Source organism: Candidatus Dormiibacterota bacterium (assembly GCA_035532035.1).
Classification (GTDB): domain Bacteria; phylum Vulcanimicrobiota; class Vulcanimicrobiia; order Vulcanimicrobiales; family Vulcanimicrobiaceae; genus Tyrphobacter.
Genome location: DATKRS010000029.1, coordinates 238,060 through 258,417, shown reverse-complemented (window position 1 = coordinate 258,417; position 20,358 = coordinate 238,060). Strand labels below are relative to the sequence as shown.

The following is a 20,358-nucleotide window of genomic DNA, read 5'->3' as shown; positions in this document are numbered from 1 at the left end:
GAAAAGGCAAAAGCAAGCGGCTCCTCGCGCTAGGCGAACCCCGGAAAACGCTCGATCTTAGGACGCGGACCGGCTGCGCCGTGGCGCTGCCCAGCGTCGACGGCTAGCCGGCAACGTACTTCGGGTGCGCATCGTGACTGTGTGAAGCGCCCTCCGCCGCGGTCATCGGTTTGGAAATCGGGTGCGTTTTGAAATAGTCCAGAGACCAGCGGACGTCGTCGAGCAGCCCATCGGCGAAGTTGATGCTGAATCCGTGACGCACCAGGATGCGCATAACGCTCATGTCGGTGATGTTTGGGACCATCGAATACGCCGCGACTTGCCAGCCGCGTGCGCGCAGGCGGTCGGAGAGATCGAAGAGCGAATAACCCGCATCGACGCCTTCGCGCATCGTCCAAGATACGGCTGGGATCCCGTTTTGACTGTCGCCGTCGAAAATCAGTTCGAATTGTCCAAATTCGCCGATCCGGCGAGCGATGTGTTGCGCGATGTTGTAACAACCTTGATGAATGCGCCGGTAGCCGTCCATGCCGAGGCGCAGCATGAGATAATATTGGCAGATGATCTGGCCGCCCGGCCGCGAAAAGTTTAGCGCGAAGGTCGGCATGTCCCCACCCAGATAGTTTACGTGGAAGATAAGCCCCTCGGGCAAATCGTCGGCTTCGCGCCAAATCACCCACCCAACGCCCAGCGGCGCCAACCCAAATTTATGGCCCGACGCGTTGATCGACCGCACCCGCGGCAAGCGGAAATCCCAGAGTATTTCGGGGTGCACGAACGGTGCGATGAATCCGCCGGAAGCCGCGTCCACGTGTATCGGAATGTCGAGCCCGGTGTCGCGCTGGAGTTTATCCAAAGCCGCGGCGATTTGGGCGACCGGCTCGTACTGACACGTAAACGTGACGCCGAAGGTCGGCACGACGCCGATGGTGTTTTCGTCGGCACGTGCTATGACGTCCTCGGGCGTCATGACCAACCGGTCGCGTTCCAACGGAATCTCGCGCAGCTCGACGTCAAAGTAACGGGCGAACTTGTGCCAGCACACCTGCACCGGGCCGGTAATAATGTTAGGTTTGTCGGTCGGTTTTCCAAGCTTCGCCTGCCGTGCGCGCCATTTCCACTTGAGGGCGAGGCCGCCAAGCATCGCGGCCTCGCTCGAACCGGTCGTCGAGCATCCAATCGTCGTCCCGGCTGCCGGCGCGTTCCAAAGATGCGCCAGCAAGTGCACGCACCGGTTTTCGATCTCCGCCGTTGCCGGATACTCGTCCTTATCGATCATGTTCTTGTCGAGGCTGAGATCCATCAACTTGTGGATCCCATCGTCGAACCACGTCTGGCAAAACGTCGCGAGATTCTGCCGGGCGTTTCCGTCGAGCATCAGCTCGTCGACGACGAGCTGCAGCGCGACATCGGGGCGAATGCCGTCTGCGGGTATCTGGTGCTTGGGAATCGTCGCGTCCATGCCGCGTGTCGCATAGACGTCGGAGAAGGCGGTATCGCTCGGGTGCTTTCGCTGGTATAGTGGCACGGCTCACCTTCGTTTCGAAGCGGGTCCCGTCGTTTTCGCGACAGAAGCGTGAGTTTACTGGGGCCACCCGCCGTCGCCGGCCACCGCCGCAGTCCGCCAGTTCTGGCGCTCCCGGATCGTGCTAACGATTCATACTAACCAGGGATCCCGCTAGGGCCCGGCCGTCTCGAGTTTTGAAGTCGCGGGCTTCAGCGCGATCGCGAGTGTCGACATGCAATCCGTATCAACGATCAATGGCGTGTCTGTTTCGTATGGAAGAGTGGCGATGCGTATCGTGTCGAGATCATGGATTATCACGAAAGTACTGTGGCCGTAGAGGCGGCCGAACTTGCGGACATATCACGTAACCACGGCTCTTCGCCGTTCAACAAAGCGGCGCCACCTCTCCAGTCCGTTCTTCGGCGGGCGCCAAAGCGGCGAGCAGCGCTTAGCCGCCGCCGCGAGGGATGAACGCGGGATTCAAGCAGCGCATCGGATCCGCATTGATGTCGTTGTTGAAATGCTGCCGCACTTGCGTGGGCCACGATGCCGGCGGCCCGAGGGTCGGAACGTACACCCAGCCGCGGTCGCTCAGGAACCAGAAGTAGAAAATCGGTCCACGGTCCTCCTCGGTCATCGACATGGCGTAGCCGTCGTGCACGTCGATCATCCTGACGTACGTCGCATCGATGGAATGGTACTTCGGATAGTGCGGGCCCGGGTAGGTGGTAATGCTCAGTTTCTCGAGCGTCGTCGTTGTTGCCGGCGGCCCGCAATACGCGGCCGGCGCAGGCGTCCATAACGACAGAAACACCGTGACCACGAGCCCTCCGATGGCTACCGTACGCCGTAACATTATGCGCACTCCTTACGCAAGCGAGACGACTAACGGATTCCGGCAATCGGGCATGTCGCCCTTGCCTCGGCGGCGTCAGCCGAGCATACGGGTGGCCGATGGGGCGTGCGCGAAGGGCTGAGCAAATGACGGCTTCTTCGGCTACAGCTATACTGCGGGCGCGGCATCGGCGGATGGCGACGATAGCCATCGCGATCGTCGTACTGGGAGCAATTCTGTGGGCTGCGCATATTGCGCGTGCTGACGAGCTATTCGTTCTAGCCGTTGCGCCGTCTTTTTACTTGTTGTGGCACTTTCACCACGCCGACAAGTACAAGAGCGAACCGATCGGCCTGCTTCTCGGAACGTTCACTCTCGGAGGGGTTTGCGCCATCATCGCAGCGTTCGTCGAACCCGGTCCGCCGCAGAACGCCGGTCTCGGGCTCACGTTTCTGTACTTCTTGTTCGGCGTCGCGTTGATCGAGGAGTTTGCAAAGTTTCTCGTTGTGAGACTTCTGCCGTACCGCTCCAAGCAGTTCGACGAGGCCATGGATGGGGTGGTCTTCGGAATTGCCGCCGGCCTCGGCTTTGCGGCGGTCGAAAATATCTTATACGTGTTCAGCTACGGTGGCGCCGTCGCGCTCTTCAGAGCCTTCGTTAGCGTGCCGGGTCACGCGTTCTACGGCGCGGTCATGGGGTATTATGTAGGAGAGGCCAAAGCGCGCAAGATGCCCTGGCTCGCGCTCCGGGGACTGACGCTGGCGATCCTGCTACACGGGGTGTTCGACACGCTCGCGCAGGTCACCGGGTGGCTCGCGCTCCTCCTGTTACCAGCATTCGTTTGGTTCGTCTACTTCGCAGTGGTGAAAAAAGAGATCGCCCAGGCGCAAAGCGAGTCACTCTACCGGCCCGCGCCGTGAAAGAAGCGCGCTAGGTCGGGGCTTTGCCCAATAAGGCCCGCGCCGCCGTCTTGGGCGACTCCTAGGGCAGGCCCCTAGTTGCCGAGCAGCGGTGAGAAGAGCGACGAGCCGAAGCAGAAGCTGAGCAGAAGTGCGCCGGCGGCTATCCCGACAAGGAGCCGAATAGCAAGCGAGCGCTTGATCGGCGCTACGATACCGAGGATCGGCACCACGAAATAGATGGCCGTGCGCCAGGCCGCGGGAACCCCCGTCGTCTCGATCACGGACCAGAGGATGAAGCCCATTCCGAGGCCGCAGAGAAGCGCGAGAAGGCCCGCCGCGGTCCAAACGACGGCGTCGGCCGGATCGAACGCGCCGCGTCCCCGCACCATACCGGCATCCTAACCGGCAAAGCAGGGAATCGGCTTAAACGGCCGTTAGGGCCCTTAGGTCTCTTTCGGGCCCGAGTCGAAAGGCGGCGAGATGATCGGCGAGCTGCGCGTTTCGCTCGGCGCACTGAGGCGCAACGCTCGCGCCCTGCAAAATCTCGTCGGGGTTGGGCGCGCCGCCTTCGTCGTGAAGAGCAACGCGTACGGCCACGGTCTCGCCCAGACCGCGATTGCGATCGAAGGGTTCGCAACGCGCATCTGCGTCTACGCGGTAGAAGAGGCGCTCGCGCTGCGCGAAGGTGGCGTGAACGCGCCGATCCTCATCCTCGGTCCGGTTCCGCCAGAGATGCTCGACACGATGCTCGCGGCCAAATCCGAAATCGCGCTCTGGGACACGCGTAACTTCCTGCACGATCTGGCCGCGGCTGCCCGCCGTCGCTCCGAACCGTTCTCCGTTCACGTCAAGGTCAATACCGGCCTCAATCGTCTCGGCCTCGAGCCCGGCGAGGTCGCCGACGCGATCGAAGATTACGTCCGTTTGAAGGAGCTGCGCATCACCGGCATCTTCTCGCACCTCGCGGCAGCCGAAGAAATCGACTCCCCGTACACGATGCAGCAGCTGGCGCGCTTCGAGCGCGCGGTCGCGGAGAGCAGGCCGCTTCTGGAGCGCCACGAGATCAGACCGTTCCGCCACATCGCGGCGTCCGCCGCGGCGATGCTTTGGCCGCAGACGCGTCTGGACTTCTCGCGCTTCGGCATCGCACTCTACGGCCTCTGGCCGTCGGCTGCAACGCGCGAAGCGATGGGCCGCGAAGCGCTGCCCCTCGAGCCTGCGCTCAGCTTGCGCTCCTCGCTCGTCGTGACGCGGACCATTGCGACGGGCGAGCCCGTAGGGTACGGCAACACGTTCGTCGCGGCGAACGAGATGCGCGTCGGCGTCGTGCCGCTCGGCTACGCCGATGGCGTCCCACGCGCGCTCTCGAACCGCGGCGCGTTTCTCGTCGAGGGCGCACGCTGCCCGATCGTGGGGCGCGTTGCAATGAATCTCACCACGCTCGACGTTACCGCCGCGCCCCACGCGCACCCCGGCACGACCGTAACGCTGATCGGCGCCGACGGCGACGACGCAGTGACGGCCGACGATTGGGCCGCATGGGCGGACACGATCAACTACGAGATCGTGACGCGCTTGCCGGCGCACGTGCCGCGCCGCTATTACGACGATTAGGCTACCGCGGCGATCGCCTCGGCGAGGTCGATCGTACGCTTGTAGAGAGCGCTTCCGATGATGCACGAGTCGACGGCTGCGATCGCCGCATTGCGCAGCTCGCGCAGATCGTCCAAGCTGCGGGCTCCGCCGCTCGCCGTCACCTTCACCGGAGCCGCGTTCGCAACGGCGGCGAGGGCGCCGACGTCGTACCCGAGCCCCATTCCGTCGTGGCGGATCTCCGTGAAGATCACCCGCTCGACGCCCCAGAGCGCGACCCGTTTCACGAGCGCGTCGCGGGCGACGGGCGTTCGCTCCGCCCACCCGCGCGTCGCAACCTCCTCGCCGCGTGCGTCGATGCCGGCGATGACGCGCGCTCCGAGCCTCCCGATGATATTGCGCGCGACGCGCTCCTCTTCCACCAAGAGCGTGCCCAAGATCACGTCGCTGGCACCGATGTCCAGCCTCGCCTGCGCCATCTCGACCGTGCGGATTCCGCCGCCGGTCTGCACGGGAACGCTCACGGCAGCGCAGATCCGCTCGATTGCGCGCACGTTCTCTCCGGACCCGAAGGCGCCGTCGAGATCGATCACGTGCAGCCGCCGCGCGCCCGCCTCGACGAACGCTTTCGCGCGCGCAACCGGATCGCGGTCGTAGACGGTCGCGGTCGCGAGCTCGCCCGCCTCCATGCGGACGCACGCGCCGCCCTTGAGATCGATGGCTGGAATGACGATCATGCCGCCTCCTTCGCGAAGCGAATGAAGTTGTCCAGCAGCCGCGCTCCCGCGAGCCGGCTTTTCTCCGGATGAAACTGCGTCCCCAGCACGTTGTCGCGCGCGACGATCGCCGAAAAGCGCTCGCCGTGCGTCGCTGCCGCAATCGCGCTCTCGACGACCGGGGCCCGATATGAATGGAGAAAATAGACGTACGCACCCTGGTCGATGCCTTCCAGAAACGGGTGCGGGTACAACGGTTCGAGCTGGTTCCATCCGACGTGCGGTACGCGCGGTGCGTGCTCGAAGCGCTCGACCGTTCCGCGCAACGTGCCGAAACCGGTCGCACCGCCAAACTCGGTCGAGCGCTCGAAGAGGAGTTGCATGCCGACGCAGATGCCGAGAAAGGGCGAGCCTCGCTCGATGAACGCGCCGACGGCCGTGTCCAAACCGCGCGCGCCGAGCGCCGCCATCGTGGCGCCGAATGCGCCGTCGCCCGGAAGGATCGCGGCCGAGGCCTCGTGCAGTGCGCGCGCGTCGCTCACCCTCACGGCGGCGATGCCGCGCCGCTCCAAAGCGGCAAGCAGCGACCCGAGGTTGCCGCCGCCGTAATCGACGACCGCGATATCGCTGCCCGCTATTCGAGCACGCCTTTCGTCGACGGTATCTCGCCCCCAACGACGGCCTTGGCCTCTGCGAAAGCACGCGCGAACGCCTTGAACGAGGCTTCGCAGACGTGGTGCGCGACGTGGCCGTTCATCTGCACGAGATGCAGCGTCACCTTCGCGTTGTCGACGAGCGCGCGAAAGAACTCGCCGACCATCTCGGTAGGCATCTCGCCGAGGTTCTCCCGCAAAAACGAGACGCGGAAGTTCAGGTAGGGCCGGCCGGAGAGGTCCAGGCTCGCCGCGATCAGCGCCTCGTCGAGCGGCACCAGGCACGACCCGAAGCGCGCTACGCCGCGCTTGTCGCCGAGCGCCCCGTGCAGCGCGGCGCCCATCGCAATGCCGACGTCCTCGATGAGATGATGATGATCCATACCGTCGCCTTTGGCATCGAGCTGCAGGCCGAGGCCGGCGTGCGTGGCGAGCGCGTGCAGCATGTGGTCGAAGAAGTCGACGCCGGTTGCAATCGCAACGGGTCCACCGTCGAGATCGAGCGCGAGCTCGATCGACGTCTCCTTCGTCGCCCGTGAAAACGTGGCGCGGCGTGGCATAGGGCGCCGCTTCCAAGGATGAGCCCGCTCTCCCTTGCAGAACGCCAATCTCATGGAAGCGATCGATCTCGCCACGCATCCCCCCCGCAGCCCGAATCTTCGTTTGGGAGGGCTGTTGATGCTCGCGCGCACCATCGACAAACTGCGCGCGTCGCTGCCGGGCGGCAATCTCGGCGTCTACTACATCCGCGGTTTCAGCGCAACGCTGCTCTCCGAGCTCGGCATCGACGAGGCGCCGCTACGCGACGCAGTCGCACGGGCGCAAAGCGATGACGAGGTCGTCGCCTGGGTACGCGAGCACAGCGACCCGTCACGCTACGACGAGATCAACACGTTGCTGCGCTCGCGGCTCATCGCGGATCGCATCGACGATCCCGAGTTCGTCGCTCGCTATCCCATCATCGCGACGCTGCCGCGCGAGATGCCGCTCCTCGACATGCTCGATCGCGACGACCACGCGATGTTCGCGAGCGTTTAACGCTCGCCGTTTCCGCGCGCGAGCGCGAAGCCCACGAGACGATCGATCATCGCCTCGTAGCTGATGCCAGCGGCTGCGCATGCGTCGGGTAGCAGACTGGTCGGCGAGAGCCCGGGCAGCGGATTGATCTCCAGCACCGATGGCCGTCCCTCCTTGCTGACGATGAAATCCGTGCGCGAATAGTCGCGTAGGCCGAGCAGGCGATGCACCGAGAGCGCCAGCGTTTGCAGGCGCGCCGCCAGATCACCGTCGATCGGCGCCGGCGTGATGTGCGTGCTGCCGCCTTCGTCGTACTTGGCCTTATACGAGTAGAAGTCGTCGACGTTGGCGATCACCTCGACGACGGGAAGTGCCTCCTCGCCGAGGATCGCGCAGTGGAACTCCCGACCGTCGACGTACTCTTCCGCCAGCGCTTCGGGATAGGTCTTCGAAATTGCGAGCATCGCATTGCTCCATTGTTCGTGCGTGCGAACGATCGAGACGCCGACGGACGATCCCTCGTATCGCGGCTTGACGACCAGCGGAAGGTCGAGCGAACCGGGGAGCAGCGGCAGCGCTCCGCCGGAGAGATCGAAGACGTCCCACGCGGCCGTCGGAAGGCCTTCGGCGGCCAGCAATTTCTTCGTCAAATGCTTGTCCATTGCGAGCGCACAGGCTTCGAGGCCGCTGCCGGTGTACGGAACGCGCAGATACTCGAGCACGCCTTGAATCTCGCCGTCCTCGCCGTGCGTGCCGTGCAGCGCGTTGAACACTGCGTCGGGCGCGACGTCTCTCAGCGCGTCGACGAAACGCCGATCGTAGTCGAGCGAGTGCGTCTCGTAGCCGAGCGCGTCGAGAGCTCGCTTCGCAAGTGTGCCCGACTGGATCGATATCTCGCGCTCAGAGCTGGGGCCGCCCATGACGACCGCGATGCGGTGCTTGCGCCCGGAGTGCTTAGGCATCGACGAAGACGCCGACGAGGTGCACTTCGAGCTGCAGCTCGACGCCGCAGCGCTCGGCTACGGCGCGCCGCACGCGCGCGAGCAGCGTCGCGACATCCTTTGCGGTCGCCTCGCCGAGATTGTTTACGAAGTTTGCGTGCAAGGGGGATACCTCCGCGTCTCCTTCGCGCCAACCCTTCGCTCCAATCGATTCGATGAGCCGCGCAGCCTTGTCGCCTTCGGGATTGCGAAAGCAAGAGCCCGCATTGGGCAGCGCGATCGGCTGAGTTCGTTTGCGCCGCACCAAGCGCTCTTGCATTTCCGCGCGGACGGTGGCCGGCTCGCCCCGCTCGAAGACCAGGGTCACGCGCGACACGACAGCGTCGCTCGCAAGCGTCGTGTGGCGATAGTAGTACTGCAGCGTCACCGCATGCGGGCCGGGCTTGCTCGGCGACTGCACCCACACCTCGCGCACGAAGTCTCCGATCTCGCGGTCGGTGCCGGCATTCATCCGCAGCGAGCCACCGACGGTCCCGGGAATGCCCGCGAGCGAACCGATCGAGCGCGCCCCCGCCGAGGCGGCCTTCGCCGTCAACGCCGCCATCGCGGCCGACGCCCCGGCCTCCGCAATGACGCGAGCCTCCTCGGTGCGAACGGCAATCTCGGTGAACGCGCCGGCGAGCCGCAACACGATCCCGCGGATGCCGCCGTCGCCGACGAGCACGTTGCTTCCGCTGCCGAGAACGAACCACGGCAGGCGGCGCTTGAAACACCACCGCATGAGCTGCGCGAGCTCCTCTTCGCTCTCGACCGCGACGAGCGCATCCGCGGGGCCGCCGATGCGCCACGACGTGTGCGGCGCCAGGGGCTCGTCGAATCGTGCCCGCTCGCCGGCGACGTGTTCGAGCGCTGCGCGATCGCGCTCGTCGAGCAGCGTGCGTAACCCTTGTGCCGTCGTGAGGCTCATGCCGACGTCTGCAGCTCGACGCGCCGAGCGAGACGTGCCGCAACCTCGGTAATGTCGCCGGCACCGAGCATGAGCACGAGCGCGCCGCTCGGTGCGTCGGACGAGATGCGCGTTTCCAAATCTTCGACGGTGGCGACGCAGGTCACGTCGGTGCCCATCTTCGCAAGCGGCTCGCCGATCGAGGCAGAGCTGACGCCGGGCATGGGAGCCTCGGAGGCAGCGTAGACGGGAGCGAGATAGACCCGGTCGGCAGCGGAGAGTGCCTGCGCGAACTCGTGCGCGAGCAGGGCCGTGCGCGAATACCTGTGCGGCTGGAACGCTGCGATCACCGGCCCGCGGTGATACGCGCGCGCGGTCGCGATCGTCTCGCGAATAGCCGTCGGATGATGGCCGTAATCGTCGACGACGATCATGCGGCGGTTTGCGCAAAGGACGTCGAATCGGCGGCGCACGCCGCGAAATGCGCGCAGCGCGTCCGCGATCCGGGCGAAGGAGACGTCGAGATGTCGGGCTACGGCAATTGCCGCGAGTGCGTTACGTACGTTCATCGCGCCTGGAACGCCGAGCTCGACCGTGCCGAGGAACGCGTCACCCGCGATGACGTCGAACGCGGTCGTGAGTCCGCGCGGCTGCAGGTTGACCCCGCGAAGTGATGCCGTCTCGCAGAGCCCCACCCCGATCGCCCTGGCACGCAGGTCGCGCGAGAGCAACGATGCCGCGCGCGCGTCGTCCGCGCCGACGACGGCGAGCCCGTCCGGCGGCAGATCGCCGAGAAACTCGGCAAATGCATCGACGAGATGGGGGAGATCGTCGTCGCTTGCCAGGTGGTCATTTTCGACGTTCGTCACGATCGCGACCGATGGATCGAGGAACGCGAAGGAGCCGTCCGATTCGTCGGCCTCGGTCACGAACCACGGATCGCTGCCGAGATGCGCGTTCGTGTCGAGCGCGGCGTCGATTCCGCCGAGCGCCAAGCTCGCGTCGATTCCCGCTCCTCGTAAGACCGCATGAACCATCGCCGTGGTCGTCGTCTTTCCGTGCGTGCCGCAGATGGCGATGCCGCGAGCCTCGCGCGCGATCTCGGCAAGCAGCTCCCCTCGGTGCAGCAGCGGCAGCCCAAGGCGGCGCGCTTCGAGCAGCTCGGGGTTGAGCGACCCGATCGCGGAGCTGAAAACGACGCGCTGCGCGCCTTTGACGTTCTCGGCGGAATGACCGATTCGTACCTCCGCGCCTTCCTCGCGCAAGCGCTCGAGTAGCAGGCTCTGGTTCAGGTCCGAGCCACGCACGTTCTCGCCGCGCGCAAGCAGCAAGCGCGCGAGCGCGCTCATACCGATACCGCCGATACCGATGAAGTGATAGAGCTGCTTTGTCATGGGGGTGACGCCTACGTTCGTGACGTCAGGGCGTCAATCCGCGCGAGAATCGCCGCGACCGGATCGCCGGCTGGACCCGCTGCCACACGCATCGCTGCGAGGCGCTCCGGGTTCGCGATTCGCGCGAGCAAGCTCCGCAGACCGCCGGCCAGCGCCGCATCGTCGACGACGACCGCGGCGCCGGTGGCCGCAGCCGCCACGGCGTTGGCGCGCTGATGCGCCTCCGCGGCGTGCGGGTACGGCACGAGAACCGCAGGGAGGCGCAGCGCCCGCAGTTCCGCGAGCGTCGATGCACCGGCACGCGCGATGACGAGATCGGCGGCGGCGTACGCTTGGGCCGGGTCGTCGAGGTAGGAACGAACGATCGCAACGCTCCCGATTGCGGCGCGCACGCGCTCGTAATCGTCCGCACCCGTGACGAGAAGGACTTGCCAGCCCGACGGAACCCCACCACCGAGCACGAGCGCCGCGACGGCATCGTTGATCGAGCGCGCCCCGAGGCTGCCGCCGAACGCGAGAACGGTCTTGCGCTCGGGATCGAGCCCGAGCGCGGCGGCGGCATCGCCGCGCTGCTGCAGATGGAGCAGTGAGGCACGAACGGGGACGCCGGTCGTCGCCGCGTCCCACGTTTCGTCGACGAAGGGTGCGAGGATGCGGTTCGCAATGCCGGCAACCACATTGGGCTCGAGCAGCGCAACCGGCATTCGCCGGCGCCGAAGCGTGCGATCGGCACGCGCGGCAAGAACCAAGGGTACGCAGACGTAGCCGCCCGTTGCAACGACGAGACTCGGACGCGCGCGCTCGAGCACGCGCAAGGCCTGAAAGAAACCGGCGGCGTTCGCTGCGACGGTCTTTACGAGATCGACGGAAAGCCGTCGTCGCAGCGGGTGCGCCGCAATCGTCTCGAATCGGTATCCCGCAGCGGGGACCAAGCGCGCCTCGAGGCGATCGCGCGTCCCGACGAAGAGCGCGTCGTCTCCGCGCGCTCGCAGCGCATCGGCGATCGCGAAGGCCGGATAGAGATGGCCGCCCGTCCCGCCGGCGGCAAAGAGCACCGTCACGCGTCAGCCGCGGATTCGGCGGTGGCGGCCGACGTTGAGAATCAGCGCGACCGCGATCAAGTCGACGGCGAGCGCGCTGCCGCCGAAGGAGATGAACGGCAGCGGCACCCCGGTGATGGGCCACGACGACGTGACGACGCCGATGTTGACGAATGCCTGCAGCACGATCATCGCCGCACAGCCGATCGTCAGTAAAAAGCCGAACGGCTCGCGCGCCGAGAGCGCGATGCGCACGGCACGAAAGGCCAGCAGCAGGAAGAGCGCGACGACGACGAGCGCGCCGATCAACCCGGCTTCCTCGCCGAGCACGGAGAAGATGAAATCGGTGTACTGCTCCGGGAGATAGAAGAACTTCTCGCGCGAAGCGCCGAGACCGACGCCTCTCAAGCCGCCCGTGCCCAAGGCGTAAAGCGATTGAATGATGTGAAAGCCCGTGTTCTGCGGGTCCCGCCACGGGTCGAGAAACGCGAAGAGGCGCGCGCGCCACATGACGTTGTGGACAAACTCGACCACGACAGCCGGGACGAGCGCGAAGCAGACTGCCAAGAGATGCGCGATGCGCGCGCCGCCGGCGAAAAGCAGCACGAACGCCGTCATCACGATGATGCTGGCAGTCCCGAGATCCGGCTCCTTGAGCACGAGGGCGGTCATCAGCAACACCGGCGTACACGCGAGAAAGAGTCCCGACGTGAACTTCGTGATGTCGATGCGCGGCTCGCGCCCCGACAGCCAGGCCGCCAGGAAGATCACGATGCCGAGCTTCGCAAACTCTGAGGGTTGCAGCGTCATCGACCCGATGCCGATCCACCGATGCACGCCGTTGACGCGCACGCCGACGTGTGGGACGAACACGAGGAGCAGTCCGATCGTCGCCGCGAGCAGCACGTACGGCGCAAACCGGCGCAACTGCAGGTAATCCATGCGATACGCGCCGTAGGCGAGCGCACCGCCGACGAGAAGCCAGAGAAACTGACGCTTCACGTAGTATGCGGTGTCCAGGTGTTCGGCGTACGCGGTAACGCTCGAGGCGGAATACACCATCACCAAGCCGACCGCAACGAGCAGCGCGACCGCGCCGAAGAGCCACGGGTCCGGCGGCGCCGCGGCATACGAGCGCCGCACTGCGATCTCGCTCGATGGTCGCCGTAACGACGCGGAACTACGCATGCGCGCCTCGCGGGATCAGCCGCACCGCGCGCGCGAAGCGATCGCCCCGATCCTCTGCGGACGCGAACATGTCGAAGGACGCGCACGCCGGCGAGAGCAGCACGACGTCGCCCGTCACAGCCGCGCGCCGCGCCTGCTCGACCGCCTCCTCCATCGAGGACGCAAAAGTAACCGGGAGGCCGTCCGCGACCCGCGCAAGCATCCCCGCCGCCTCGCCGAGGGCGACCAGCGCCCTGACGCGCGCGCGCATGACGCCTCCGAGCTCCGCGAAGTCGGTCCCCTTTTCGCGCCCGCCGGCCACGAGCACGACGGGCCGATCGTACGCGCGCAGCGCCGCGACCGTCGCCGTGGGATTGGTTGCCTTTGAGTCGTCCACATACAGCACGCCGTCGATTTCAGCAATCGGCTGCAGGCGATGCGCGAGCGCTACGAACGTGCGCAGCCCGGCGCGCAGCGATGCCGGCGGGCACCCTGCGGCGATCGCCGCGAGAAGCGCCGCCATCGCATTGCGCAGATTATGCTCGCCCGGCAATGGAACGTCGCTCCAATCCGCAACGGCAACGGCCGCACCGCCCGCAGCGGTGGTAACGATCTGTTCGCCGCGCAGCGACATATCCGCCGCGGGACCGTCGTGCTCGAGCGTATACCATAGCCGGCGCGCCGCGCACCCGCGGCTCTCGAAGCGCCCTTCCAACGCGCGCAAGCGCGGATCGTCGCGGTCGAGGACGATTGTGTCGCCCTCACTCTGGTTCATGACGATGCGAAACTTCGCCTCGGCGTATTCCTCGATCGACGCATGGCGGTCGAGGTGGTCCGGCGCAATGTTGAGCAGCACGGAGATCCGCGGCCGTAGCGTCGCGATGCCCTCGAGTTGAAACGAGGAGAGCTCAGCCACGACCCATGACCGCGACGTCGCGCGAGCGACCGCAGCGACGAGCGGCTCGCCGATGTTCCCCCCAGCGACGGCGTCGACCCCGCACGTCCGCAGCAGGTGGGCGATGAGCGCGGTCGTCGTCGATTTGCCTTTCGTTCCCGTGATCGCGATGATCGGTGCCGCGCACAGCCGCGCGGCGAGCTCGATCTCGCCGATCGCCGGGATGCCCGCCTCGCGAACGAGCCGAACGACGCGCGACGTCGGAGGAACTCCCGGCGAGAGGATGGCGAGCGTGATACCTGGCAGCAGGGCCGGCAGCTCGTCCGGCGTGACGAATCGCGCGCCGCGATCCTCGATAGCCGTAATCGCGTCGCGCAACGCGTCGGGAGACTTTTCGTCGACGACGACGACGGCTGCGCCGCGTTCGCGCAGCGCTGCCGTGCTTGCGAGACCGCTCCTGCCAAGTCCGATGACGAGCGCGTTGGTGCGCTCGGAATATTCCAGCATCGACTCCTTCACAGGCTTCCGATAACCCATCCTACCACGGAACAGACGGTTGAGGCGAGCCAGAAGGAGAGCGTTACGGTACGCTCGGGCCATCCCGCAAGCTCGAAGTGATGGTGCAGCGGGCTCATGAGAAAGATGCGACGCCCGCCGCTGATCTTGAAGTATGCGACTTGCAGCATCACGGAGAGCGCTTCCGCAACGAAGAGTCCGCCGACGATCGCGAGCAAGAGCATCTCGCCGTCCAGTATCGCCGCGCCGGCGAGCAGCGCACCGAGCGCAAGCGAGCCCGTGTCACCCATGAACATGCGCGCCGGATGGCGATTGTAGACGAGAAAGCCGAGGGCGCCGCCGATTGCAAAACCAAGAACGACGGGCCAGTCGCGTGGACCCGCTCCCCCGACGATCGCAAGCGCCCAGAAGACGTAGAGCGGCGGCGCGATTGCGCCCGCTGCGAGTCCGTCGAGGCCGTCGGTGAGATTCACCGCGTGCACGCAGCCCGTGATTGCGAGAATGCCTAGAACGAACCAGAGCCAGTACGGCACGACGAGCAGGGCGGAGCCGGCGTGGAAGAGGGTATCGTTCGCAGGCACCATGCGCATGAAGATCGCCGCGACGAGTGCGGTCGCGAGGAACTTCGTTCGCGCTCGAAGTCCTGCGTTCGACCCGCTGCGAATGCCGATGAGATCGTCGACGAAGCCGACCAGCGCGCAGGCGAAGACGAGCATGAGGAGCGCCCGAGCGAACGTGTCGTGAGCAAAAAGCGCCGAGACCGCGATCGCCGCGAGAATCGCCAAGCCTCCCATCGTCGGCGTCCCCGTCTTGTCGCGATGGCTCTCCGGCGCATCTTCATAGGCGGTCTGTCGCAACGAGAATCTCGGCAGCAGCCGTAAGAGCAGCCAGCCGACGACGAGCGCAGCCAAGAAGCCGGCCACGCACTCCCAGGCAAGCTCGGAGAACGCAGCCGCGTTCATGATGCCGCCACGAGCAACGGGTTGGCACCCGCGCCACGCCATTTGAGCACAGCGATCGGCGTCTGCTCGTCACCGTTCCCGTGCGGATTACCGAGCAGCGCGCGCTCCACGATCCCGCGCTCGACCCCTGCGCTCGCGCCGAGCACCTTCGCCTTCTCTAAGTCGTTCGCATCGACAACGGCGCAGGCGATGCCGGTACGTCGCGCGATCTCCTCGCAGACGCGATCCGGCTCGCGCGGCGCGAGCACGATCGCGCGCTCGTACGGCGGAAGCGTTCCGGTATAGCCGTCGATTGCGGTGATCGCCTCGCCCATGATCTCGTAGAAGACGCCGCGCCTGCCGCGCAGGCGCCCGATGACGTGCATCGCCGCCGCGTAGAGTACCTTGCGCGTGCCGACGCGATCGATGACCAGCTGCAGCGACTCCGGCTGATTCACGGTTGCCAACGCGCCCGCGCGACGCGAGAGCGCGTAGGCGATGCGCGACGGGCGCACGTGCTCGGCCGCAACGAGCTCTCCTTGCGCGATGGCGACCGCCGTCTCCGAGACCGTCAGGACGTCGCCGGCGCGCGCAATGCCGCGCACGGCCTGCGCGACGATGGCCGTCAAATCGTCGCCGGGCCGGACGAGCGCGGTTCGGACCGGAATCGCGACGATTCCGGCCGGAAGCTCGGGCCGCGTAACGGCGAGCGGTCGTATCACGAGTTGCGAAGCTCCTCGACGATCTCTTCCAATTGATATCTGCGGGAGCCCTTGAGCAGCACGAGGTCGTCGCGCCGCGCGTGCTCTCGCAGCCACACCGCCGCGTCGTGATTCGTCGCGTACCGTACGATGCGCTGCCGGGGCAAGCCGGCCGCTTCGGCGCCGTTTGCCAGCGCGCTCGCGAGCTCTCCTCCTGCCAACAGCCAATCGACGATGCCTGCGGCGTGGGCGCCGACGCGCTCGTGCAGCGCCACGGCCTCGTCGCCGAGCTCGGCCATTCCTCCGAGCACGGCAATGCGGCACGCCGCGGACTCGTCGGCCAAGGCATCGAGCGCGGCGATCGTCCCGGCGGCACTGGCGTTGTAGGCGTCGTACACGAGCTGCGGACCGCGGGCGAGCGCGATGCGTTCGAAACGCCCCGCGGGGAGGGTGAGGCTCGGTACTGCGGCCACGATCGCGTCGAGCGCGACGCCGAGCTCGAGGGCGCCGGCGATCGCTGCCGCCACGTTCGCGCGGTTGTGCGCGCCCGGAACTCGCACGTCGACTGCGCGCGTCGCGGGCTCGCTGCCCGCATCCGCGACCAGCAAGCGGTCGCGTCCGAGAACCGCGCAGAGCGCCCCAGCCGGACGTTCAGGCGCACTTTCGCCGGCGAAGAACCAGCGCGCCGGACCCGCTAGCGACGGAGCGCGCCGCCGGGACGCTTCGTCGGAGAGATTGAGCACGGCGTTCGCGCCGCCGGAAAAGAGTCCCCATTTCGTCTCTTCGAGCCGTTCGCGCGAACCCATGATCTCGAGATGAGCGTCGCCGACGTTGGTCAATAGGCCCACGTGTGGCCGGGCCATCGTTACCAGCGTCGCCACGTCGCCGTATTTGCGCGCGCCCATCTCGACGACGAGCACGTCGTGCGCCTCGTTCGACGCCTCGAGGAGCAGTTTCGCAACGCCGATCTCGTTGTTCTCGTTCGCCGGTGCTGCGAGCACGCGAGTTGGATAGCGATTTTCGAGCAGCTGCGCGAGCAGCACTTTCGTCGTCGTCTTCCCCGTGCTCCCCGTGATCGCGATGACGCGCCCAGAGAAGCGCTCGCGTGCTGCCGCTCCGAGCGCCATGTACGCGGCGAGCGTCTCTCCGACGAGCAGCGTCGTCACGCCGGGAACGCGCGCGCTCTCGCGATCGACGACGAGCGCCGCCGCCCCGCCTGCAACGGCTTGCGCCGTATACGCGTGCCCGTCGAAACGCTCACCGCGCAACGCGAGAAAGATATCTCCCGGATTCAACGCGCGCGTGTCGGTCGAGATGCGTACCTCCCGCGGCGCACGTTCCGCATCGAAGACGCGGGCTCCGGTCGCGCGCACGACGACGTCGAAGGAGAGCTTCACGGGGCTCGCTTCGCGAGCGCTTCGCGCGCAACTGCGACATCGTCGAAGGGTACGACGCGATCGCCGGCGATCTGATAAGCCTCGTGCCCTTTGCCCGCGACGAGCACGGTATCGCGGGGTTGCGCTTCGAGCACGGCACGCTCGATCGCAGCGCGCCGGTCCAGCTCCAGCACGTATGGATGCTCCCCGACGCCCGCAGCGATGTCGCGCGCAATCGCCGCCGGATCCTCGCTTCGCGGGTTGTCGCTCGTCACGTAGATGCGATCGGCGTAGCGCGCCGCAATCGCACCCATCTCCGGTCGCTTCCCACGATCGCGATCTCCGCCGCAACCGAAGACAACCGCTAGACGCCCGCGCGCGATCTCCCGCAGAGCGCAGAGCGCTTGCTCGAGAGCGTCCGGGGTGTGCGCGTAATCGACGACCACCTCGACGTCGCCTGCTCCGACGCGTTCCATCCGTCCCGGAACGCGCACGAGCGTTCGCAGCGCCGCAGCGCTCGTTACGTCATCGATGCCGAGCAACCGCGCCGCGGCGATTGCGGCAAGCGCGTTTGCGACGTTGAAGCGCGCCGGCAGCGCCAGCGAGATCTGCACGCCGTCGAGCATGAAGCTGCTGCCGTCGGCGCGCACCTCGACGTCGCGCGCAACCAGATCCGCCTCGCCGCGAAGCGAGTACGTGAGCAGCGGAACCGAGCCGCGCAGTTCGGAGGACCAACGCGCGCCGAAGGCGTCGTCGGCGTTGAGCGCTGCGGTGCGCGCCAGCGCGAAGAGGCGGCGCTTCGCCTGCGCGTACGCTTCCTGCGTTCCGTGAAAGTCGAGATGGTCGCGCGTCACGTTGGTGAGCACGCCGCACGCGAACCGCACGTCGTGCACGCGCTCGAGCGCGAGCGCGTGGCTGCTGACCTCCATGGCGATCGCACGCGCACCGGCATCCGCCATCTCGGCAAGCAGCGCGTGCAGCTCCTGCGGAAACGGGGTCGTATGCGCGAGCTTCCAAGAGCGCTCGGCGAACTCGGCGCCGATGGTTCCGATGACGCCGCACGGCATGCCCGCGGCGTTCGCGATCGCCGCGAGCATGCGCGTCGTCGTCGTCTTTCCGTTGGTTCCCGTAACCCCCACGACCGCGAGCTTCTGCGACGGATCGCCGTAGAACGCGGCCGCCATCGCCGAGAGCGCGCGGCGCGTGCTCTCGACGCGAACCGCTGCGGTCGGCGACGCGGCGAGCTCGCGCTCCACGACAACAGCGGCGGCGCCCGCGTCAATCGCTTGCGTAATGAAGTCGTGACCGTCGGCGTGCTCGCCGCGCAGCGCGACGAAGAGCGAGCCCGGACGGACGTCGCGTGAATCGGCGGCGATGGCATCGATGCGCGTCCGCGCATCGCCGGCCAGCGTCGCTCCCGGAAGGCGCTGCAGCAACGCCGCGAGTGCGACGCTCCTGCCGGGCGTGCTCACGGTCGCGCGAGCGTTGAAGGCGCCGGCGCGATCCCGTCGCGCAGCATGGCTGCGCGCGCGATCCGCACGAAGACCGGCGCCGCCACGACGCTGCCGTAATAGGAGCCCTCGGGGCGATCGATCTTCACGAAGATAACGTACCGCGGATGGTCGTACGGAATCATGCCCATGAACGAGGCCGAGTACGCTCCCGGCTCGTACGTGCCATTCTCGACGATCTGCGCGGTTCCGGTCTTGCCGGCGGTCGCGTAGCCGGGAATCTGCGCCGTCGGGTCACCCGTCCCGTGCAGCACCACTTGCCGCAAGAACGTCCGCAGCTCCGCTGCGACCTCCGGCGAAAAGACCCGCCGCACCACCTGCGGCTCGAACCGCCGCACCACCGTCCCCGACCCGTTCACGTACGCCCGCACCAAAAGCGGCCGCATCAGCTCCCCGCCGTTAGCGATCGCGCAGTAGTAGCGCGTCAGCGCCAGCGGCGTCACCGCCACGCCCTGCCCGAAGCTCATCGTCGCCAGCGACGGCGCGCTCCACTGTGCCGGCGGCGGAACGATGCCGGGGTTCTCACCCGCCAAGCCAACCCCGGTCGGCTCTCCGAAGCCCGCACGCCGTTCCATCGCGTAGAACGTACCTGCGCCGATGCGCATCCCCACCTCGGCTGCGCCGACGTTGTGCGAGTACTCTACGATCTGCTCGAGCGTCTCGCTTCCGCCCTGATTGGGCATGAAGCCGTCCTCGGCGTTGTGAATCGTCCAGCCACCTACCGTGATCTCGTCGTGGGCGGGAAAGTGCGACTGCAGCGTCACCTTGCCCGACGAGAGCGCCGCGGCAGCGGTCACGAGCTTGTACGTCGAGCCGGGCTCGTACGCGTCCATCACCGCGCGGTCTCGCTGATCGCGTGTGGGAAAGCGTTCCCAATGGTTGGGGTCGTAGTCCGGCACGTTGGCCATCGCCAGCACCTCGCCGGTCCACGGGTTCATGACGATCGCCGTCGCGTCGGTGGCGTGAAAGCGCCGCACTTGCTGCGCCAGCGCTTCCTGCGCGACGAACTGTAGATACGAGTCGAGCGTCAGCTCGACCGAGAGCCCATCCTTCGGCGGCTTCACGACGTCCTCGCGCGCCACAGGAATCGGCCGGCCCAAATCGTCCTCCTGCACGAGCACCTTGCCGAAGATGCCACGCAGAACGTCGTCGTACGAGTACTCGACGCCCGCGAGTCCGTTCTCGTCGGTGCCGACGTACCCGACGATCGTCGAAGCAAGCCGTCCGACCGTGTCGATGCGCCTCCCGGTGACCTCCTGCTCGATGCCGACGCCTGGAAGGTTGAGCGCCGCCACCCGTACCGCGGTTTCGTGCGGCACTTTACGCGCGATATAGACGAACTGCGCGCGCGGATCGTGCAGGAGTGCGAGCGTCTGCGCACCGAGCGGCCCGACGACGGCATCCAGGCGCGCGACGGTCTCCCCGACGTCTGTCACGTCGTGTGGATCGACGTAAATCGACTCCGACGGCAACGAGCGTACGAGCTCGCTCCCGTCGCGATCCAAAATCGAGCCGCGATGACCGGCGATCGTGATCAATCGCGTGCGCTGGTTGAGCGCATCCCGCGCGTAGACCGGGCCGCGCAGGACTTGCACGTCGTAGAGCCTCCAGACGAGATAGAGGCCGACGACGAAGCAAAAATAGAAGAAGAGCTTTGCACGCAGCGGTGCGACGCGGGAAAACGCTCTCTTGTGCATCGCGCGCCGC

The 20,358-nt window shown here is 66.7% G+C and carries 20 protein-coding genes and 1 pseudogene; 4 read left to right on the top strand and 17 right to left on the bottom strand.

Annotated elements, in window-relative coordinates; translation table 11 throughout:
• Positions 1-103: 103 nt before the first annotated feature.
• Positions 104-1,528, bottom strand: a complete 1,425-nt coding sequence (locus VMV82_09730; protein HUY41832.1) for a glutamate decarboxylase — start codon at positions 1,526-1,528, stop codon at positions 104-106.
• A 195-nt stretch (positions 1,529-1,723) separates the two neighbouring features.
• Between VMV82_09730 and VMV82_09725 the strand changes: the two are divergent.
• A pseudogene (locus VMV82_09725) lies at positions 1,724-1,825 on the top strand (type II toxin-antitoxin system RelE/ParE family toxin).
• A gap of 130 nt (positions 1,826-1,955) precedes the next feature.
• On the opposite strand, the gene VMV82_09720 reads toward VMV82_09725, so the two are convergent.
• Positions 1,956-2,363 carry a hypothetical protein gene (locus tag VMV82_09720; GenBank protein ID HUY41831.1) on the bottom strand — a complete coding sequence of 136 codons (408 nt, stop codon included), beginning with the start codon at positions 2,361-2,363 and terminating at the stop codon, positions 1,956-1,958.
• A 173-nt stretch (positions 2,364-2,536) separates the two neighbouring features.
• Here VMV82_09720 and VMV82_09715 point away from each other — a divergent pair, with 173 nt between their 5' ends.
• Complete coding sequence (locus VMV82_09715; protein ID HUY41830.1) at positions 2,537-3,262, top strand: PrsW family glutamic-type intramembrane protease; 726 nt, start codon at positions 2,537-2,539, stop codon at positions 3,260-3,262.
• 74 nt (positions 3,263-3,336) lie between these two features.
• Here VMV82_09715 and VMV82_09710 read toward each other — a convergent pair whose 3' ends face one another.
• On the bottom strand, positions 3,337-3,633 hold the full coding sequence (locus tag VMV82_09710; GenBank protein HUY41829.1) for a hypothetical protein: 297 nt from the start codon (positions 3,631-3,633) through the stop codon (positions 3,337-3,339).
• Between the two features lie 91 nt (positions 3,634-3,724).
• On the opposite strand from VMV82_09710, the gene alr reads away from it, so the two are divergent.
• Positions 3,725-4,858, top strand: coding sequence for an alanine racemase (gene alr, locus VMV82_09705; GenBank protein ID HUY41828.1), 1,134 nt, complete (start codon positions 3,725-3,727; stop codon positions 4,856-4,858).
• Here alr and VMV82_09700 read toward each other — a convergent pair.
• From VMV82_09700 to hisB, 3 genes are read right to left on the bottom strand one after another with little or no spacing between them, the layout of a single operon-like run.
• Entirely contained in the window at positions 4,855-5,574 is a 720-nt protein-coding gene (locus VMV82_09700; GenBank protein HUY41827.1) for a HisA/HisF-related TIM barrel protein, read from the bottom strand. The two genes, alr and VMV82_09700, sit on opposite strands and share 4 nt — an antisense overlap.
• Positions 5,571-6,176 carry an imidazole glycerol phosphate synthase subunit HisH gene (gene hisH / locus VMV82_09695; protein HUY41826.1) on the bottom strand — a complete coding sequence of 202 codons (606 nt, stop codon included), beginning with the start codon at positions 6,174-6,176 and terminating at the stop codon, positions 5,571-5,573. The genes VMV82_09700 and hisH overlap by 4 nt, the downstream gene beginning before the upstream one ends.
• A gap of 11 nt (positions 6,177-6,187) precedes the next feature.
• On the bottom strand, positions 6,188-6,766 hold the full coding sequence (hisB, locus tag VMV82_09690) for an imidazoleglycerol-phosphate dehydratase HisB (protein HUY41825.1): 579 nt from the start codon (positions 6,764-6,766) through the stop codon (positions 6,188-6,190).
• A 52-nt stretch (positions 6,767-6,818) separates the two neighbouring features.
• Between hisB and VMV82_09685 the strand changes: the two genes are divergently transcribed.
• Complete coding sequence (locus VMV82_09685) at positions 6,819-7,244, top strand: DUF5069 domain-containing protein (protein ID HUY41824.1); 426 nt, start codon at positions 6,819-6,821, stop codon at positions 7,242-7,244.
• Here VMV82_09685 and VMV82_09680 read toward each other — a convergent pair.
• Genes VMV82_09680 through VMV82_09630 form a run of 11 tightly spaced genes read right to left on the bottom strand, consistent with a single transcriptional unit; the run spans position 7,241 to position 20,348 of the window.
• A complete protein-coding gene (locus tag VMV82_09680) occupies positions 7,241-8,185 on the bottom strand; it encodes a D-alanine--D-alanine ligase (protein HUY41823.1) in 945 nt (314 codons plus the stop codon). The genes VMV82_09685 and VMV82_09680 overlap by 4 nt on opposite strands.
• On the bottom strand, positions 8,178-9,131 hold the full coding sequence (gene murB / locus VMV82_09675; GenBank protein ID HUY41822.1) for a UDP-N-acetylmuramate dehydrogenase: 954 nt from the start codon (positions 9,129-9,131) through the stop codon (positions 8,178-8,180). Before murB ends, VMV82_09680 begins: the two co-directional genes overlap by 8 nt.
• A complete protein-coding gene (gene murC / locus VMV82_09670; GenBank protein HUY41821.1) occupies positions 9,128-10,504 on the bottom strand; it encodes a UDP-N-acetylmuramate--L-alanine ligase in 1,377 nt (458 codons plus the stop codon). Before murC ends, murB begins: the two co-directional genes overlap by 4 nt.
• 11 nt (positions 10,505-10,515) lie before the next feature.
• On the bottom strand, positions 10,516-11,565 hold the full coding sequence (locus tag VMV82_09665) for a UDP-N-acetylglucosamine--N-acetylmuramyl-(pentapeptide) pyrophosphoryl-undecaprenol N-acetylglucosamine transferase (GenBank protein ID HUY41820.1): 1,050 nt from the start codon (positions 11,563-11,565) through the stop codon (positions 10,516-10,518).
• Positions 11,566-11,568: 3 nt separating this feature from the next.
• Entirely contained in the window at positions 11,569-12,732 is a 1,164-nt protein-coding gene (gene ftsW / locus VMV82_09660; protein ID HUY41819.1) for a putative lipid II flippase FtsW, read from the bottom strand.
• Positions 12,725-14,113: a UDP-N-acetylmuramoyl-L-alanine--D-glutamate ligase gene (murD, locus tag VMV82_09655; GenBank protein ID HUY41818.1), complete on the bottom strand. Its 1,389-nt coding sequence runs from the start codon at positions 14,111-14,113 to the stop codon at positions 12,725-12,727. Before murD ends, ftsW begins: the two co-directional genes overlap by 8 nt.
• Positions 14,114-14,121: 8 nt before the next feature.
• Complete coding sequence (gene mraY / locus VMV82_09650) at positions 14,122-15,084, bottom strand: phospho-N-acetylmuramoyl-pentapeptide-transferase (GenBank protein HUY41817.1); 963 nt, start codon at positions 15,082-15,084, stop codon at positions 14,122-14,124.
• Positions 15,081-15,785, bottom strand: a complete 705-nt coding sequence (locus VMV82_09645; protein HUY41816.1) for a coenzyme F420-0:L-glutamate ligase — start codon at positions 15,783-15,785, stop codon at positions 15,081-15,083. The genes mraY and VMV82_09645 overlap by 4 nt, the downstream gene beginning before the upstream one ends.
• Positions 15,782-17,161 carry a UDP-N-acetylmuramoyl-tripeptide--D-alanyl-D-alanine ligase gene (murF, locus tag VMV82_09640; GenBank protein ID HUY41815.1) on the bottom strand — a complete coding sequence of 460 codons (1,380 nt, stop codon included), beginning with the start codon at positions 17,159-17,161 and terminating at the stop codon, positions 15,782-15,784. The genes VMV82_09645 and murF overlap by 4 nt, the downstream gene beginning before the upstream one ends.
• Positions 17,158-18,612, bottom strand: a complete 1,455-nt coding sequence (locus VMV82_09635; protein HUY41814.1) for a UDP-N-acetylmuramoyl-L-alanyl-D-glutamate--2,6-diaminopimelate ligase — start codon at positions 18,610-18,612, stop codon at positions 17,158-17,160. The genes murF and VMV82_09635 overlap by 4 nt, the downstream gene beginning before the upstream one ends.
• Positions 18,609-20,348, bottom strand: a complete 1,740-nt coding sequence (locus VMV82_09630; protein ID HUY41813.1) for a penicillin-binding protein 2 — start codon at positions 20,346-20,348, stop codon at positions 18,609-18,611. The genes VMV82_09635 and VMV82_09630 overlap by 4 nt, the downstream gene beginning before the upstream one ends.
• Between the last annotated feature and the right edge of the window lie 10 nt (positions 20,349-20,358).